Here is a 16,724-nt window from a genome sequence, read left to right on the forward strand (position 1 = left end):
AATTTATGAATTTATATAGTTTAAATATACACTTATTCAGTGTGGAATAATAAGTCAGTGAAAGTAGTAATATCAAGTTTATGATTATTAGAGTAGGTAGTAGAGCAAGCAGATTGGCTTTGATACAGGCGCAAGCAGTAGTTCAAAAAATTAATGATTTACTTGGGTTAAATGCTATAATAATTCCTATTAAAACTACTGGTGATTTAATTCAGAATAAAAACCTTTATGATATAGGAGGTAAGGGCCTTTTTTTAAAAGAAATAGAGTATGCTTTATTAAATAATACTATTGATATTGCTGTTCATTCCTTAAAAGATGTGCCAGCTTATTTACCTGATGGATTACAGCTTGCAGCTGTACTAGAAAGGGGGAATGTTGGCGATATGCTTGTGTCTAAAATAGCAAATAAAATTACTGACTTACCTTTAGGGGCTAGAGTTGGCACTTCTTCTGTACGAAGACGAATACAGCTATTAATGCTTCGGCCTGATCTTAATATCGTGTTATTTAGAGGTAATGTTGATACTAGATGGAATAAAATTGTCAATAATGAGGTAGATGCAACAGTTTTGGCTGCTGCTGGACTACAGAGATTGAATTATGATACTAGCCGTTTTTGTAATATTATTCCTCAAGATGAGATGTTGCCAGCAATTGGGCAAGGCGTAATTGCAATCGAAGCTAGAAAAGACGATAAACTAATAATGCCATTATGTGCTAAAATTAATCATCAGTTAACTTGGCAATTAATACAAGTTGAAAGAGGTTATTTAAAAACTTTAAATGCTGATTGTAACGTTCCAATAGGTGGGCTTGCAAACTATATTGGTAATAATAATTTTGAGGCTAAATTTATGCTTGGAGATTATAATATGAGATATTTTTTTTATTCTGAGGTGTGTGGAAAGTTACAAGATGGTTACGATATTGGAGTTGAAGCAGCAAAAAACTTTCAAAAAAAAATATTTGTCTGAATTTTATTTCTTAATCAGAAGATCTATTTAGCAACTATATGTCTATGGTATACTCTCTAACATCTAATAATTAGGAAGAGCTTTAGCCAAAATACATATATGATGAAACGATATAATATAATTAAGATCTAAAAACTGATAAACTATAATTGTATCATGATTATTGCAATTTTTATCATGGTTTATTTTTTACTTCAAAAGTAATTATTTTGGTAGTTTTAATATTTATTAATTTGTAGGTGAAAGTCCTGATAAACTGCAACATAATCTATAGTATTATTTTACTTTTATAGGAATCTTTAGAAAATTTTATGAGTAATAAAGATCTGATAGTTGCATATTTTGCTAGTATTATCCAAGTATGTAATTATGCATTATTTGGGCATGCAATTACTTTTTTAGCAGCTGAATATATGCCACCTGATGTTTCAACTAATCCTACTACCAGTATCTTTATCTTGCTAGGAGCCACTTCTATTGCTAAACCAATAGGAGCGGTAATATATGGAATTATAGGTGATTATTATAGCCGAAGATTAGCAATTAGAACAGCTTCATTACTATCAACACTAGCTGTAATATCTATTGGGTTTATACCTGCATACCAAAGAATAGGGATGGTATCAAGCATGTTATTTATTCTATGCCGTAGTATTTTTATTATGGGGTTAATAGGTGAGACTGATGGAGTGCGGATATATGTATTTGAAACAGTAGATAAGTATAAAAACTTAGCGAATGGCATAATAGCTGGTTGTTGGCAAATAGGAGCACAATTAGCTGTATTGCTTTTATTAGTAGCAAATATTAATAATTTTCAATATAGTTGGCGCTTTTGTTTTATTACTGGAGGAGTATTAGGATTATTGGCGTTTTTTCAGAGTAAACATTTAAAGATTAATAATATCAAAATTTCAAAAACTACAACAGCAAGCAAACTATTTCAGTCCTGTAAACTTATACCAGAATATTGGAGGTTACTAATACCATGTATAATTATACATGGATGTATTGGTGCTATTTATAGTTTTCAACTATATTTTTTCCCTGTATATGTTATTAAAATGCTAAACATTGTTGACTATAATAATATGAATTTTACTATTTTATTAGCATTATTATTATATTCTATAATGGCTTTATGGTCAGGATATTTAGCAGATAAATATTACTTGCATTATCAAACCATCTTTTCTGCTTTAATATTAAGTATAGTTTTCAGTACAGTTAATATGGCTATGATGATAAGTTATCAAGAATTCTTACCAGTATTATATATTATACCAATTCTGTTAATACCTTTTTATTCTGTTCCGCTACAGGTAAAAGTATGTAAATTATTTTCTGATGATATTAGACTAAGATTGTTTAGCTTATCACATTCTGTGGGATCAGTATTAATATCAGCACAAATATGTGCTATATCAGCATTAGCATATAATAAGGCTAATTTTTTGCCAATGCTGATTTTAATCTTATTATTTCTTATCTTAGGGCTTACAGTATTAGTAATAAAACCTAGAATACAGTAAATTATGTCTTGTTAATACTGTTTTGATACATTATTGTTTTTAATGTTAACTTATATAGCTAAACTACTATAAAACAATTTTAATAATAAGATGTTAAGATGTAATGAAAAAGTAATTAGTATGACATATTCTATAGGTTTTCTGAAAAAATGTGCTGAACATATAAGGAAAGAGCGAAAATTAGTTTTGAATCAGTATCAAAACGTTTTGTGATAGGAAAGAATACAGTGTTTGTATTGCATTAAAACATATTGCGTTAAAAAACAGAAACAGAGCTTTAACAAAAATCTTTATTGATAAACTAAAAGAAGACGTGAGACAAGATAGTAACGCATATCAATATGAAAGAGCTGAACGACTATGAGTAAGTAAGTTAGGTATACAAAAAGCTTAAAGAGATTAAATATTACATATAAGAAAAACTTTAAAACATCTAAAGTCAAAAAAGAAGAGAGATTAAAATTTCAGAATAAGATAAAACGATACAAAGACAAAGAAAAAATTATTTTCTTGATGGATAAGAGAGGTTTTGTTCATAGTACAATTAGAACTCACAGATATGTAGCAAAAGGCATGAGATGTTACTGATGTTATGATTCATCAGTCAAAGAGAACTAATGTTAAGCAGCACTAGTAGATAAATTTCTGCTAACTGTATCAATTTTTGACTGCAATGTTAATCCGCTATTTTAAACTAGACCTCTTTCGAAACTGGTTAAGGTAGTTCAAAATTATTGCTGATAAATATCTAAATAGACGTAAAAGATTCGGTCTTAGATTTAATTTGATCTCTGGCATTTATAATTTTGATACGTTAACCAGTTTCGAAAGAGGTCTATTATCTCTTGTAGACTTTTTTTATTATACCTTTCATCTTTTTTTTTATCCTAAACTAACATTAAAAGTGATTTTTAATTTTTTGCCGAAGTTTTGATTTTGAACAAGCGTTCAATTACAGATTGATTTAAAAAGAATGGCATGATATATATTACTCAATTAATGTATATTATATTTTTTATCAAAAGACGTATTTAGTATTACAAAGTCAAACTATATAAGGAACTTAGAACATGCACCGTAGGAGCAATACGCAATTTAATATCCATGCAATGGGCAGCATCCAATTATGTCGGATACTTAAAGATAGAAGTATATTGTCCGAAACTATTATAACAGAGATTTACAATAGAGCTTTGTTTTTACTGCAAACTGAAGATGCAAGATACAATAGATTGCAGTTTGATGCCAGAGGCTTAGCAACAATTTTATATCAATTTGCAAAATTAAACTATGTTATAGGTTCTGAGTTTATTGAGGCTTGGACAAATCAAGCTATAAATCTAATGGATGAGTTTAACTCTCAAGGGTTAACTAATTCTCTATGGGCATTTGGACGGTTAAAAATTAAGCCACAAGCTCCATTCATTGAAGCTTGGATACATCATTCTATTAAAACTATTGATAAGTTTAATTCTCAAGATTTAGCTAATTCCATATGGGGATTTGGACGGTTAGAAATTAAGCCACAAGCTTCATTCATTGAAGCTTGGATACATCATGCTACTAAAACTATTGATAAGTTTAATTCTCAAAATTTAGCTAATTCCATATGGGGATTTGGACGGTTAGAAATTAAGCCACAAGCTTCATTCATTGAAGCTTGGATACATCATTCTATTAAAACTATTGATAAGTTTAATTCTCAAGATTTAGCTAATTCCATATGGGGATTTGGACGGTTAGAAATTAAGCCACAAGCTTCATTCATTGAAGCTTGGATACATCATGCTACTAAAACTATTGATAAGTTTAATTCTCAAAATTTAGCTAATTCCATATGGGGATTTGGACGGTTAGAAATTAAGCCACAAGCTTCATTCATTGAAGCTTGGATACATCATGCTACTAAAACCATTGATAAGTTTAACCCTCAAGAGTTAGCTAATTCTATTTATGGAATACTCGTATTAAATGTTTTATATGACCCTAAAATTAAAGTACCGCAGCAATTTATTTCTGCTGTTAATAAAAATATTGAACTGTTTGATGAAAATAATGAGATTATTAGTCAAATTTTAAAAGCGCATTATTATTTTGCTAAACAAGGTGTAGGAATATTAACTTCACAAAATCGTCAACTTCTTGAAAAAAAATTTAAAACCAAATTAACACCTTGTCATACTTCAGATTTACAACTAAATGTTCTGAAGGTAGTCAAAAAAGTATTAGTACAACACCCTGTTAAAAGCGAGCATTATATTAAGCAGATTACTTCCAGTGTTGATATCTTTATTAAAGAGAAAAATACAGTAATTCAAGTAGATGGTCCACGCCATTTTGATGACAATAATGCTCCTAATATTTCAACTAGGCTTAATACTAAATTATTGAAAAGTTATGGATACATAGTACATAGAATTCCATATTGGGTTTGGGATAAGTTAAGAACAAATACTGACAAAGAAAAATATATATGTGAATTGATATGCACTGATAAATCTGTTTCTCAGTCAGAGATGTTAGAGGAGATATTCTATGATGCACAAGAGAATATACCAGAGCAATCAACAAGCGAAATTTTACCTCATTCTGAATCACAAATATCAGATGATGATGCATTTTATGATGCGTACGAATATATTCCACAAGATCCATTAACACATGAATCTTCATCTCATTATGATATGCAAGCATTAGGTAACATAGGTTCTTCTGATTCTGAGACACGTAGTTTGTAATCCTTTTTACAAAAACTTAGCAAGTTTTTGATGCGAATGTATGCTAGAGAAACATGAGTTCTATATATAGCAGAAGGCATAACTATAGTTACATCACAATATTATCAAATTTAGAATACTGATTATCATAGTATAACTTCACTGTACCAACTGACCTATTACAGTGTTTAGCAACAATTATTTCAGCAGTATTATAATATTTATCTTGAATTTAGTCTGTCTTTAATATACTAAAAAAACATATCTTTTAGAGCATACTAGACATTGTTCTATTATTAATTTCTTTGTTCATATAATTGCTTCTCTTGTAACTTATTCTATCTCAAAACTTAATTCCTATCTTAATCTCCTCTTTTTTCTCTTTACTACAACTTATCCTAATCTAGCCTTATTAATTGTTTTGACACATTATTTTATATCAAACTCTGATGCTTTTGCATATTTTTTGTCTTTTACGTAAATTCTAGCCTCATTATTTTCAGCTTTAACTTGCTAGAGTTTATAGGATTATATACAATTAAAAGTTGAAGATATTTTATTCAGGAAGGTTCTAATGTTTAAAAACATATTTTCAGAAGACATCTTAATAAATCAACTGCTTACAGCTCTAACAACTTCTGACCAATCTAAATTCACAGAAGACAATATTTTTTTGTTAGGCAAAAATCTTGCAAAAGTTTTAAATAATATTGCTGAGAATCCTAGTATATCTAATGTAGAGGAATACCAAAAATGTTTTTCAGACTTGAATAACCAAGACTTATGCAAAGTATTAAAAATACTACAAAATATGATTATAGCAGATGAAAATAAGGAATTAATAGAAATTATAAGTTCACCACTTTTATATAGATTAACTAAAAAATATAAAGCAGAGCGTGCAGAAGAATTAAATAATAATCATAGTCAAATTTCTAGTAAACATTTTAAAAATAGCAACATTGAGGAACTACTACGTGATAGAAACATTGCTAAACAGGATGAATTCCCTAAAACAGAGGCTAAAGCAATTGGAATATCTGAAGGATACATAGCTACTGAGAAGTCAAGCGGTCATATATTTCTTTTAAAGAAATTTTATAAAAAAGATATTAGTATTGGAAAAAATTTAGCTAAGATGCCAAGTGAAGAATTGGATAAACTTCAACTAGCTTGGAGTGATAGAAGAGATGCTGTACAAGAATTACTAGCATCTTCTATATATCAGTTATTATTGTATGGACAAGCTCCAAAAGAAGAATTAGTAATACCTGATAGATCTAATGCAGATTCGCTGTATATTAGGTCTAAGTTTCTTGATAATGCAGTACAGCTTTCAAGATTTTCTGGTATGAAAAGATCAACTGGACTTAAAGCTGAAGCTAAAAATTTACAAAAATTAGAAGGATTTGAAAAAGTAATTGCTGCTTGTCATATACTAGGAGAATTAGATTATCATTCCGGTAATTTAATAGTACAAAATGGTAAAACTATAGCTAAAGTAGACCATGGTAGATCTTTAATGCAATTCTATGCAGATTTTGAAAGTATGGTTAGCACAACTGATAGCATATTTGATGATCCTTTTTTAAATTATAATTCAGCAATTCAAAAAGGTAATCTATCATTTGATATTAACAAATATAATGACGCATTAAAGCAGATGCTTGCTCAAATAGATGAAGGTCAAATAGATGCTATAATAGAACAAAAAATTTCCGAATTAGCAAAATTAGGATTTGATCCAAAAGGCTTTATTGGAAAGGTTAAGTTTAAAGGAGAAACTTTCATTAGCACCCCTATTAATGACTATCCTGCACTGATAAAGTTCTATCAAGTCAATTTAAAAGAAAATATTAAAAATATGAAAGAAATAGTAAAAGCAACTGATGTAATAAGCAGATTTAGCAACGTATCATCTAAATTTAAGAAAGGTGGATGGTTAAATGCTTTTGCTACCACTAGTATAAAAGAGCCAGTTTTATATGCATACAACCATAACATAAAAATTGATGGAAAAGATGCTTTAACATGGGCTATTGATAATAATTATCAAATGAATAGCTTAAACCATAGCTATATAGAAGTAGAAAAGTGTAATTATGAGCCACAATGGCAAAAGGATAGTAATGGAAAGTGGCAAAAAAAAGAACATTTGGTGCAAACAATAACAAATGATATTGTTAAGTGGCATGCTGCAGATTATATTCTAGAAATAGAGAAGAGTAGAAATGATCTCAAAAAACAATTGCAACCCTTATTAGGGCAATCACAAAATATATTAACAAAAAAATCAGTATCAAAAGAAATAAAAAAATTTGATGATTCTGAGTTAGCTAGAAAGAGAATGTTATTAAATCCTAGAATAAATTACTGTACAAGGATTCAAAAAGCTCGTTCAGCATTTAAGTCTAAAAATTCTCAAGGTGTTGAAATTTCTTGATTAGATATTCTGCAAAACTTGTAAAGATTGTAATAAAAAATGCTAGAATAGGATAAGTTGAAATACGAAATGTAGTAAATAAAAGGTATACAAAAAGAAAATATTGAATTATAAAGAAAATTTAAATAAAAATAAAATAACCCAACATGAAAAAGTGTATTACAAACAGTATACTATTTAATAGACAATTTTGGCACGATATATCATAAAGAAATTAATACCAAGTAACAATCAAAGAAACATAGATGGAAAAAATGCTTTAACATGTGCTATTTTTAATAACTCAGCTAATGATAACTTTCAATATTGCAAATGACTATATACTATTCATAATCACCAATTTATGTAAAAAATTAACTGAATATACTTGAAACTAATCTTGTAAATACATGCTTTGCACCTAAGAATATCGCCATGTTTAAGTTATTCAAAAAAGTTAGTTACTTATCTAAATTTAGGCTATTAGCCTCAGGATCAAAACTGTATACTAGCTTTCTTTTATGCTATTGCTATAACTTTTATTTTATTGCAATTTCACATATTTTCAACATACAAGGCTATATCATCAAGAATTTTTGAATGAAATAGTTCCCTTGCTACATTCTTCAATTTTAGGAATTTGTTGTATAAATTTATCCTGCATTAGTTTTGAGTGTGTATTTGGATCAGTGTTACCACCAGATAGTATAACTAAAGCCTTTTTGGGTGAATTTTGCCTTAAAAGCCAATTACACACTGCAGCCATGTTGATTGCGCTTGATGGTTCACAAGTAATTTTTAGTAAAGTAACAAGCCAAGTAGTCCAATAATAAATTGATTTTTCTGGAACAAGTACCATATCATCTAGTTTTTTGATATATTGAAAAGTTCTTTCTGATAGGTTTAATGCACTAAGACCATCAGCAACTGTATTTGGTGATTTAGGCAAGGTAAAAATATTGCCATGACACAACGAAGTAAATGCATCGTTAGCATTTACTGGTTCAGATCCTATAATTTGAACTAAAGTATCAGTTCTAATTTTAGTTAGGTATGTACCTGATAACAATCCTCCACCACCACAAGAAGCAAATACTGCATCAGGAGAAAAGTGTAATTGTTGCAGAGCTTCATAATATACAGTTCCAGCTCCGGCAATAATACTATCGCTATCTGATGGGTGTAGATAATAAAATTCATTGTTTTGCTCTAACTTTGCTTTTTGCTCTGCTTCAATTCTTGAATTTGTCAAAATTACCTTTGCTCCATAATGTTTTGCCATATGTAATTTTGTTTTAGAAATGCAGTTAGAGTATATTTTAACAGTATTTAATTTTAGTAATTTAGCTACCAATGCTACTGCTACTCCATGATTTCCAGTAGTATAAGTTGAAATTTTTGTTGGTAGTAATTTCCTTTCTTGCAATGCAAGTAAATGATTAAGTACTCCTCTTATCTTAAACGAACCAGATTTCTGTAATGATTCTGCTTTAAAGTATATTTCATGTCCTAAAAGGTGGTTTAGGTAATCAGAATATAGAATGGGTGTTTGATAGATATATGGCTTAATTCGATTATAAGCTTTAATAATACTTAACATACAAAAATACTATCTACTATGCAAAATATTCATATGTAAAATAATTGAATTTAATTATCTGTGTGATTATATAGATTATCATGATATACTAGTAAATAAAAATTTAATTATATTTAGTGGCACAAGTTTTAAATGATATTAGCAATCGTGTTTTACCATTATTTCCAATAAGAAACACAGTATTATTTCCTGGGCTAGTATTGCCTATATTAATTGGCAGAGATGATTCGGTTAAAAATTTGTTAAAATTAGGCAATGATTCTGAGAATCATCCTACTGTCTTGCTTACTACTCAAAAAAATGCTGATGATATAAAACCTTCGATAAATTCTTTATATAAAATTGGAGTATTGGCAGAAATAACTGAGCTAGTTCAATTGCCTAATGACAATTATAAAATCTTGATAAAAGTATTAGATCGAGTTAAACTGACAATAAGACGCTCGCAGGACCTTTTAGTAGCTGAATATGTAATTGTTCCAGATGATGAAATTAATAATGCTGATGAAATAAAAGATAAGTTAGCAAATGCAATTGTTCTCTTTAATAAATATATTAGGTTAAGTAAAAAAATTAACCCAGACTTGTTAGTTCATATTTTATCGTACACTAATCAAAGCTATGTAGTTAATGCTTTAGCCGCAAATTTAATTTGCAATGTTGCTAACAAGCAATCTTTGTTAGAAATAACTGATCTTAAACAAAGAATAGAAAAGCTAACTGATCATGTTGCCAAAGAAATCATTATAATGGAAACAGATGAATTGATTACTTCGAAGGCACAGAAAAATCTAGAAAAAATGCAGCGTGATTGCTTTCTTAATGAAAAGATGAAAATAATTAAAAACGTTTTAGGAGTAGATGATGAAAAATCTGATATTGCTGAACTGCAAAAGAAAATCGATACTCTTCACCTTTCAAAAGAAGCTAAAGCTAAAGCGGAAAGTGAGTTAAAAAAATTAAAGATGATGAATCCAATTTCTGCTGAAGCTGCATTAACACGTAATTATTTAGATATTCTTCTAGGATTACCATGGAAAAAAGAAAAAGAAAGTAAGATTAACATTAATATTGACAAGGCTTTACAAGATTTGAATGCAGATCATCATGGACTAGAAAAAGTCAAGGAAAGAATAACTGAATATTTAGCAGTACTGCAAAGGACTAAAAAATCTATAGGAACAATCTTATGTTTTATTGGTCCACCTGGAGTAGGAAAAACATCTTTAGTAAAATCTATTGCAGAAGCTACAAAATGTAAATATGCAAAATTTGCTCTAGGTGGAGTGAGAGATGAAGCAGAAATTCGTGGCCACAGAAAAACTTATATTGGAGCAATGCCAGGTAAAATTATTTCTTTAATAAAAAGGGAGAATAGTAATAATCTTGTCATATTACTAGATGAAATTGATAAGATTTCTAGAGATTCTAGAGGTGATCCAGCATTTGCTTTATTAGAAGTATTAGATCCAGAGCAAAATAGCCGCTTTCAAGATAATTACCTAGAAGTAGAGTATGATCTTTCAAAAGTACTTTTTATTGCTACTGCTAACAGTTTTAATTTTCCTATTCCTTTGCGTGATCGTATGGAAATTATTCAAATTCCTGGGTATGTCGAAGGTGAAAAATTAGAAATAGCAAAACATCACCTTATTCCTAAACAAATCAAAAATAACGGTTTAAAAAATACTGAAATCAGTTTTTCAGATGAAGCAATATTAGAGTTAATAAGATATTATACACGAGAAGCTGGAGTTAGAGGTCTAGAAAGAAATATCGGAGGAATATGCCGTAAGGTGCTTAAGAAAATTTTAAGTTCTAAAGATATAAAATCAGAAAGTGTTAGCAAAGAAAATATTAAAGATTATCTTGGATCTAGGAAATATAAGTATGGGCTTGCTGAAGATGATAATCAAGTAGGCATTACTATTGGATTAGCTTATACTGAAACAGGTGGGGATTTGATTTGGGTTGAAGCAGTAATGATACCTGGCAAAGGAAAAATTAAAGCTACAGGTAAGTTAGGTGATGTGATGAAAGAATCAAGTCAAACTGCATTTAGCTATTTTTGCTCTAGAGCACAAAAATATAATGTAAAGTATGAGCAATATCATAAGTATGATATTCATATTCATTTTCCTGAAGGAGCTATCCCTAAAGACGGACCTTCTGCAGGTATAGCTATTTTTACTACAATAGTTTCCTTAATGACGGGTATACCTGTCAAGCTTTCAGTAGCAATGACTGGTGAAATTACTTTAAGAGGACGAATATTACCTATTGGTGGACTAAAAGAAAAGTTAATGGCAGCAAAACGAGGAGGAATTAAAACAGTAATTATTCCAGAAGGAAATACTAGTGATTTAGAAGATATACCTAATAGTATTAAAAATGATTTAGATATTATTCCATTATCAGAAGCCGATCAAGTACTAGATATTGCTTTGGCTACTACAGTAACCAATTCGCCTGCAGAAACAGCTTGTTAATATTTGTTAATTTCTCTATAAAATAGAAAGCAAATTAGAATATATCTTTAAAGCCTTTGAATACTACTTAAGTAGTTCTTTGAGTAATGGAATGGTGATATTGCGTTTATGCTCTAACGAATATTTATCAATTAATTTTACCGTATCATGAATTATACTAAATTCCCTGGTTAGCCTTGATGATAAGTAGTTAATAATTTCAGTTGATACTTTCAGAGAACGTTCAGAGAACGCTTTCATTAAAACAATTTTCAGCATTTCATCATCTGGTCGATGAAGTTTTATAGTTAAAACAGCGCTTAGTCTAGAAGTAAGATCTGGTAATATAAAATTAGTAGGATGTATACTGCATGTTAGCATTAAAAATTTATTATTTTCATGTAATATATTAAAAATATGTAATAACTTTTTATCTGACCAATGGTTTTTATCTATATCCTCTATAATAAAGCTTGGTTTCGTTTGATAAAATTGATCAATATTATCTGAACTAGACATAAAAACTGCATTAGCATATCTTTGCCAAATGTTTGCTAAGTAAGTTTTACCAGAAGAAGGTGGCCCACAAACAAGTAAGGATTTAGAGTATGGAGTTATTCCCCACATAGAAGGCCAGTTTTTAATTAACTGATATGCATCAAAGTTTGAACTCGTAACAATATAATCTTCTTCTAGGTATTTAGAGTTATTTGGAAAGTTTATAGTATGTTGCATATTTAAATATTAAAAACTTTAAAGATAATAAATATATTATTTACTGCAAAGCTAGCTTAAGTATTAGATAAAAACACAAAAAAGAAAACTATTAAGCTCTAATAGTAAAAAGATAAATGAATTTTTTAACTTAAGTATATGCAATGCAAAGCACAAATATGCTTTTTGCTCCAGCATTTTTAAGAAGCTTAGCACATAAGTTAACAGTTGTTCCAGTTGTAACAACATCATCTAGTAATATTATTTTTTTATTTTTTATAATTTCTGAGTTATTAATTCTAAAGCTTCCACTGATGTTTTTTATACGCTCTTTTTTCGTTAACTTAGTTTGTGATTTAGTCCATTTATACTTGATCAATATGTTGGATTTTATAGGTAGCTTAGCAATATCCGATAAATATTTACCTAAGACTTGTGCTTGGTTGTACCCTCGTAACAAAAGTTTAAATCGATGTATAGGTACTGGTATTATGTAATCTGCAGATAAAATATTATATTGATAACGTACATATAATAATTGCGCTAGCATCATTGCAATTAAAGGTTTATCATAATATTTGAAAGCATGAATTAAAAATTTACTATCTTCATTAAAAATTAATAATGCTCTTGCTAATTCGTAATTAGGTGCAGTATGACAACATTTAAGGCAAATTACATCAGCTCCATAATCATAAGGTAAAGCTCTGCCGCATTTTTGACAAAATGGCAAAGTAATAAAGTTAATTTTATTCCAACAAGTTGAGCATAATCCAGCTGGCAAAGCGCTTTGAATAAGCTGTTCGCATGTTAAGCATTGTCTTGGAAAAAAATAATTTAATAATATTATTAACGGGTAGATGATTATTTGTAACCAAGAACTAATTAAAGAACACATCGTTAACTTGCGTTTTGTATAACTCACTCATACTTTGATAATGTAATGTATATCCATTAATTGTTTGATTTCTAAACCAAGTTAATTGTCTTTTGGCATATTGTCTAATTTTTTGCTGAGCTATTGTTATAGCCTCTTCAATTGTTAGTTCTTGATTAAGATATGAGATTATTTCATTAATGCCTAGCGCCTTTTTCGCTGAAATGCTAATGTAATCATAATATGGCTTTATTTTAGTTATTTCATCTACTAATTCTCCATTAGTTGCTAGTTTAGCAAATCTCTGATCACAGTTCTGATATAAAAGCTGCCTATCTGGCAACAATATTATTTTTTTTACATTGTAACCTTCAAGAGGAGAAACTAGTTTAGAGTTATGGTAACTAAAAATTGATTTATTAGTTTGCAGCACAACTTCATATGCCCTAATCATTCTCTGAGCATCACTTGAATGAATGTAATTCTTAGAAATAGGGTCTAAATCTATCAATTTTTGATAAAATTCTTGTTTAGTTAGTTTTTTATAGAGATCTTGAACTTGCGTACGAATCTCCCAAGTTATTTCAGGAATATGATGAATACCATAAACTAGGGCCTTAATATACATTCCACTACCTCCAACAACAATTGGTAATTTTAATGCATGTATAACACTTTTAATAATTTTACAAGCTTCTTGTACATACTTAGCTACCGAATACCTCCTATTTGTTAATTGTTTTGTTATAGATTGCTGTAAGTTTATATTATTATAATTAGCATTTACTTTAGATTGAGAAATATTATCGAAGGAATTCAGTTCATTAATATCAGAATGAAAAATTGATACATAATTATATAAATAGTGATCAATCTGCTGTTTTTCTGAAATGCTTGGAGAAGCTGTAATTATTGGAATTTCTTTATATATTTGCATTGAGTCAGCATTAATAATAACACCATTGAATTTCTGAGCTAATAACATTGCTAGTTCAGATTTACCACTAGCTGTAGGTCCAGCAATTATAAATATATCATTCATTGTTAATATAGTTTCAATAATAAGTGCACATTATAATATAATGTATACTAAATCAATAACTTCTATAGTATGAATCCTAACTTAAATATTGAACAAGATAATGCTTCGGAAATAATTGCTGGTGTAGATGAAGCTGGCAGAGGTCCATTAGCTGGACCAGTAGTAGCTGCTGCTGTAGTTGTCAACCAATTAATTATGATAGATGATATTAAAGATTCAAAAGTGTTATCTAAATCTAAAAGAGAAAGTTGCTATGATAAGATTACTAATAACTACTACTACAGTATTGGTATAGCATCAGTTCAAGAGATTGATAAATATAATATTTTAGAAGCAACAAAGCTTGCATGTATAAGAGCTGTTAAGAATTTAGCAATCATACCCACAAAAGTGCTAGTAGATGGCAATATGAATTTTACTGACAATAGATTTATTAGTATAGTTCGTGGTGATCAGATTTGCTACTCTATAGCATCTGCTTCAATAGTAGCAAAGGTAACAAGAGATCGCATGATGCAGATTTTACACAAAGAGTATCCAGTTTATGGTTGGAATAAGAATTGTGGGTATGGAACTAAACTGCATATTGAGGCAATTAAAACTTATGGTCAAACTATACATCACAGAGTTAGCTTTAAATTTAAAGGCAATATCAACCATAGTGCGATATTAGGAAATATGGTATAATATAGCTAAACCACTATAAAACAGCTATGCTATATTGAAAAAATGGTTTCAAGCTAAATCAAGAAGGATAAAATATCACTGTGAGTAAACACGCTTTTCGAAAAATATATAACATAACTGTTTTATACTAGTTTGGCTATATTAAAAAAAGTTAAAACATTACAGATTTCTTTTAACACCATTAGGATAAGAAGCAGCTAGAAAAAGTGTTATAATGATGAATAATGTTCCATGTGGTAAGTATAGTATTCTAAAAAATATTTGCAGCAATGTAGAAATAAATGTTTATTAATTGGAATCATCATATATTTAATATATTAAAAGTTATAACTGTATATTATCTTTTTTAGATTTTTCTTACTATATCTTTTCATATTTGTTATTATATTAAATCTTGCGTTATAAGCATGGTTAGTAAATAGATATAGCTCTTATGTTATGAAAAAGATGATTTCTTAATTACCAACAAATTTTCTCCTATTTGCAATTACTTTAAATAGTGTATATTATTACTAAGATTTAGTATTTCAAATCAAAAAATTTAATAACACAAAGAAGGATTTATATGTCAGAAAATGTTGTCTCTAGTAACCAACTCAAACAAATTATTGAAAAAATTGAAAGATTAGAAGTTGAAAAAGCTAATATAACAGAAGACATTCAAGCAGTGTATGCTGAAGCAAAAAGTTATGGATTAGACACTCATACACTGAAGCAAGTAATTAAAATCAAAAAAATGGATAAAAGTAAATTTAAAGAACAAGAAGAATTACTTGAGACTTACTTAAGTGCTTTAGGAATAACATCATAATTAAGAGTTGTTAAATGCTTAAATTATGTAATTAATAAGTTGTCAGTGCAGATATTTTATATAAACATTACCTAATAATAAAGCTGCAAAGATATATCAAATATAAAGAAGAAGAAATGTTAATTTTTTGTTAACTTCTACACTTTATAGAACCTACTATTAACTTATGTTAACTTTTATTAATATTTATAATTAATCTTCAACTTTAACTATAAACATATTTGGAATATTTATTAATATAACAAAAAAATTAAGGCGAAAGGTATAAAATAGGTAGAAAAAAAATCAGGAAATTGGGGTCAGTTTTCAATCTAAAGGTTAAGATGATAGCTGAAAAATGCATACCAATCCAAGGTTGATAAAGGGGTTTGGAAGTCAGGTATATTATGAATAAATTAGTATAAAAATTTGATTCAAATAAAGAGAATAATATAGATACCTTGTTTAGGTAATTGTAACATGAATTAATATACAATTAATCTATGGTATAATTATGGAATCAATAACATTAACATTAAAGTTAACAGATAAGTTAATAAGAAAAATAAAAATTCCAACTGAAAGAACATCAATCATCCAGGATAAAATTGAACCAGGCCTTAAATTAAGAATATCACCGACAGGAAGAAAACATGGTCTTTTGAAAAAAATTTAGAAAAGAAGGGATAAAAATGACGATAAGGGTATTTCCAGATTTATCTATTAAAGAAGCTAGAAAAATAGCAAGAGAATTAAAGAGATTAATGACGAACGGAATAGATTCAAGAGAAGTAAAATGTTAACAACAGATAGAAGAAAATGAGAATCGTATAAAAGAAAGAGAAAGAAAAGCTAACGATATTACATTTAAAGAGCTGTGTTATAGGTATATTGAAGA

At 28.7% G+C, this 16,724-nt stretch carries 13 protein-coding genes and 3 pseudogenes; 11 read left to right on the forward strand and 5 right to left on the reverse strand.

The genetic code is table 11. From position 1 onward, the window contains the following. Nucleotides 1-80: 80 nt before the first annotated feature. The 4 genes and pseudogenes from hemC to DK405_RS03510 all read left to right on the forward strand — a co-directional run bounded on the left by hemC (nt 81) and on the right by DK405_RS03510 (nt 5,247). Complete coding sequence (gene hemC / locus DK405_RS03495; protein WP_045912821.1) at nt 81-977, forward strand: hydroxymethylbilane synthase; 897 nt, start codon at nt 81-83, stop codon at nt 975-977. Between the two features lie 311 nt (nt 978-1,288). Further along, nucleotides 1,289-2,509, forward strand: coding sequence for an MFS transporter (locus DK405_RS03500; RefSeq protein ID WP_045912822.1), 1,221 nt, complete (start codon nt 1,289-1,291; stop codon nt 2,507-2,509). A gap of 724 nt (nt 2,510-3,233) precedes the next feature. Beyond that, nucleotides 3,234-3,320, forward strand: a pseudogene (locus DK405_RS03505) (IS5/IS1182 family transposase); the annotation flags it as partial. A 343-nt stretch (nt 3,321-3,663) separates the two neighbouring features. Continuing rightward, complete coding sequence (locus DK405_RS03510; RefSeq protein ID WP_231967615.1) at nt 3,664-5,247, forward strand: RAP domain-containing protein; 1,584 nt, start codon at nt 3,664-3,666, stop codon at nt 5,245-5,247. 88 nt (nt 5,248-5,335) lie between these two features. On the opposite strand, the pseudogene DK405_RS15695 reads toward DK405_RS03510, so the two are convergent. Beyond that, nucleotides 5,336-5,455 (reverse strand): annotated as a pseudogene (locus DK405_RS15695) (DnaB-like helicase C-terminal domain-containing protein); the annotation flags it as partial. A 7-nt stretch (nt 5,456-5,462) separates the two neighbouring features. Between DK405_RS15695 and DK405_RS16070 the strand changes: the two are divergent. Continuing rightward, a pseudogene (locus tag DK405_RS16070) lies at nt 5,463-5,633 on the forward strand (IS982 family transposase); the annotation flags it as partial. Nucleotides 5,634-5,800: 167 nt separating this feature from the next. Further along, nucleotides 5,801-7,669 carry a T4SS effector phosphatidylinositol 3-Kinase RisK1 gene (gene risK1 / locus DK405_RS03520; protein ID WP_045913015.1) on the forward strand — a complete coding sequence of 623 codons (1,869 nt, stop codon included), beginning with the start codon at nt 5,801-5,803 and terminating at the stop codon, nt 7,667-7,669. 565 nt (nt 7,670-8,234) lie between these two features. Here the strand turns inward: risK1 and DK405_RS03525 are convergent. Beyond that, nucleotides 8,235-9,248 carry a serine/threonine dehydratase gene (locus DK405_RS03525; protein ID WP_045912784.1) on the reverse strand — a complete coding sequence of 338 codons (1,014 nt, stop codon included), beginning with the start codon at nt 9,246-9,248 and terminating at the stop codon, nt 8,235-8,237. A 137-nt stretch (nt 9,249-9,385) separates the two neighbouring features. Here DK405_RS03525 and lon point away from each other — a divergent pair, with 137 nt between their 5' ends. After that, nucleotides 9,386-11,737, forward strand: a complete 2,352-nt coding sequence (lon, locus tag DK405_RS03530; RefSeq protein WP_045912789.1) for an endopeptidase La — start codon at nt 9,386-9,388, stop codon at nt 11,735-11,737. A 63-nt stretch (nt 11,738-11,800) separates the two neighbouring features. Here lon and DK405_RS03535 read toward each other — a convergent pair whose 3' ends face one another. The 3 genes from DK405_RS03535 to DK405_RS03545 all read right to left on the reverse strand — a co-directional run bounded on the left by DK405_RS03535 (nt 11,801) and on the right by DK405_RS03545 (nt 14,349). Further along, on the reverse strand, nt 11,801-12,451 hold the full coding sequence (locus DK405_RS03535; protein ID WP_045912785.1) for an HdaA/DnaA family protein: 651 nt from the start codon (nt 12,449-12,451) through the stop codon (nt 11,801-11,803). A gap of 130 nt (nt 12,452-12,581) precedes the next feature. Further along, on the reverse strand, nt 12,582-13,328 hold the full coding sequence (locus DK405_RS03540; RefSeq protein WP_045912786.1) for a ComF family protein: 747 nt from the start codon (nt 13,326-13,328) through the stop codon (nt 12,582-12,584). Beyond that, nucleotides 13,312-14,349 carry a tRNA (adenosine(37)-N6)-dimethylallyltransferase gene (locus tag DK405_RS03545; RefSeq protein WP_045912787.1) on the reverse strand — a complete coding sequence of 346 codons (1,038 nt, stop codon included), beginning with the start codon at nt 14,347-14,349 and terminating at the stop codon, nt 13,312-13,314. The genes DK405_RS03540 and DK405_RS03545 overlap by 17 nt, the downstream gene beginning before the upstream one ends. A 69-nt stretch (nt 14,350-14,418) precedes the next feature. Between DK405_RS03545 and DK405_RS03550 the strand changes: the two genes are divergently transcribed. The 4 genes from DK405_RS03550 to DK405_RS13830 all read left to right on the forward strand — a co-directional run bounded on the left by DK405_RS03550 (nt 14,419) and on the right by DK405_RS13830 (nt 16,629). Then, the gene (locus DK405_RS03550; RefSeq protein ID WP_045912788.1) at nt 14,419-15,036 is read left to right on the forward strand and encodes a ribonuclease HII; all 618 of its coding nucleotides are present in this window, start codon (nt 14,419-14,421) and stop codon (nt 15,034-15,036) included. Nucleotides 15,037-15,601: 565 nt separating this feature from the next. Then, entirely contained in the window at nt 15,602-15,847 is a 246-nt protein-coding gene (locus DK405_RS03555) for a DUF2312 domain-containing protein (RefSeq protein WP_012462077.1), read from the forward strand. 493 nt (nt 15,848-16,340) lie between these two features. After that, the gene (locus DK405_RS12705) at nt 16,341-16,502 is read left to right on the forward strand and encodes a hypothetical protein (RefSeq protein ID WP_162563000.1); all 162 of its coding nucleotides are present in this window, start codon (nt 16,341-16,343) and stop codon (nt 16,500-16,502) included. A 16-nt stretch (nt 16,503-16,518) separates the two neighbouring features. Further along, nucleotides 16,519-16,629 (forward strand): Arm DNA-binding domain-containing protein, encoded by a 111-nt coding sequence (locus DK405_RS13830; protein ID WP_162563047.1) that lies wholly within the window; start codon nt 16,519-16,521, stop codon nt 16,627-16,629. Nucleotides 16,630-16,724 lie beyond the last annotated feature (95 nt).

Source organism: Orientia tsutsugamushi (assembly GCF_900327275.1).
Taxonomy (GTDB): domain Bacteria; phylum Pseudomonadota; class Alphaproteobacteria; order Rickettsiales; family Rickettsiaceae; genus Orientia; species Orientia tsutsugamushi.

Excerpts from the sequence above, each read along its gene's own strand:
- DK405_RS03540 (WP_045912786.1), bottom strand. The coding sequence starts at position 13,328 with ATGTGTTCTTTAATTAGTTCTTGGTTACAAATAATCATCTACCCGTTA.
- DK405_RS03525 (WP_045912784.1), bottom strand. The coding sequence starts at position 9,248 with ATGTTAAGTATTATTAAAGCTTATAATCGAATTAAGCCATATATCTAT.
- DK405_RS12705 (WP_162563000.1), top strand. The coding sequence starts at position 16,341 with ATGGAATCAATAACATTAACATTAAAGTTAACAGATAAGTTAATAAGA.
- DK405_RS03545 (WP_045912787.1), bottom strand. The coding sequence starts at position 14,349 with ATGAATGATATATTTATAATTGCTGGACCTACAGCTAGTGGTAAATCT.
- risK1 (WP_045913015.1), top strand. The coding sequence starts at position 5,801 with ATGTTTAAAAACATATTTTCAGAAGACATCTTAATAAATCAACTGCTT.
- DK405_RS03550 (WP_045912788.1), top strand. The coding sequence starts at position 14,419 with ATGAATCCTAACTTAAATATTGAACAAGATAATGCTTCGGAAATAATT.
- hemC (WP_045912821.1), top strand. The coding sequence starts at position 81 with ATGATTATTAGAGTAGGTAGTAGAGCAAGCAGATTGGCTTTGATACAG.
- DK405_RS03535 (WP_045912785.1), bottom strand. The coding sequence starts at position 12,451 with ATGCAACATACTATAAACTTTCCAAATAACTCTAAATACCTAGAAGAA.
- DK405_RS13830 (WP_162563047.1), top strand. The coding sequence starts at position 16,519 with ATGACGATAAGGGTATTTCCAGATTTATCTATTAAAGAAGCTAGAAAA.
- DK405_RS03555 (WP_012462077.1), top strand. The coding sequence starts at position 15,602 with ATGTCAGAAAATGTTGTCTCTAGTAACCAACTCAAACAAATTATTGAA.
- DK405_RS03500 (WP_045912822.1), top strand. The coding sequence starts at position 1,289 with ATGAGTAATAAAGATCTGATAGTTGCATATTTTGCTAGTATTATCCAA.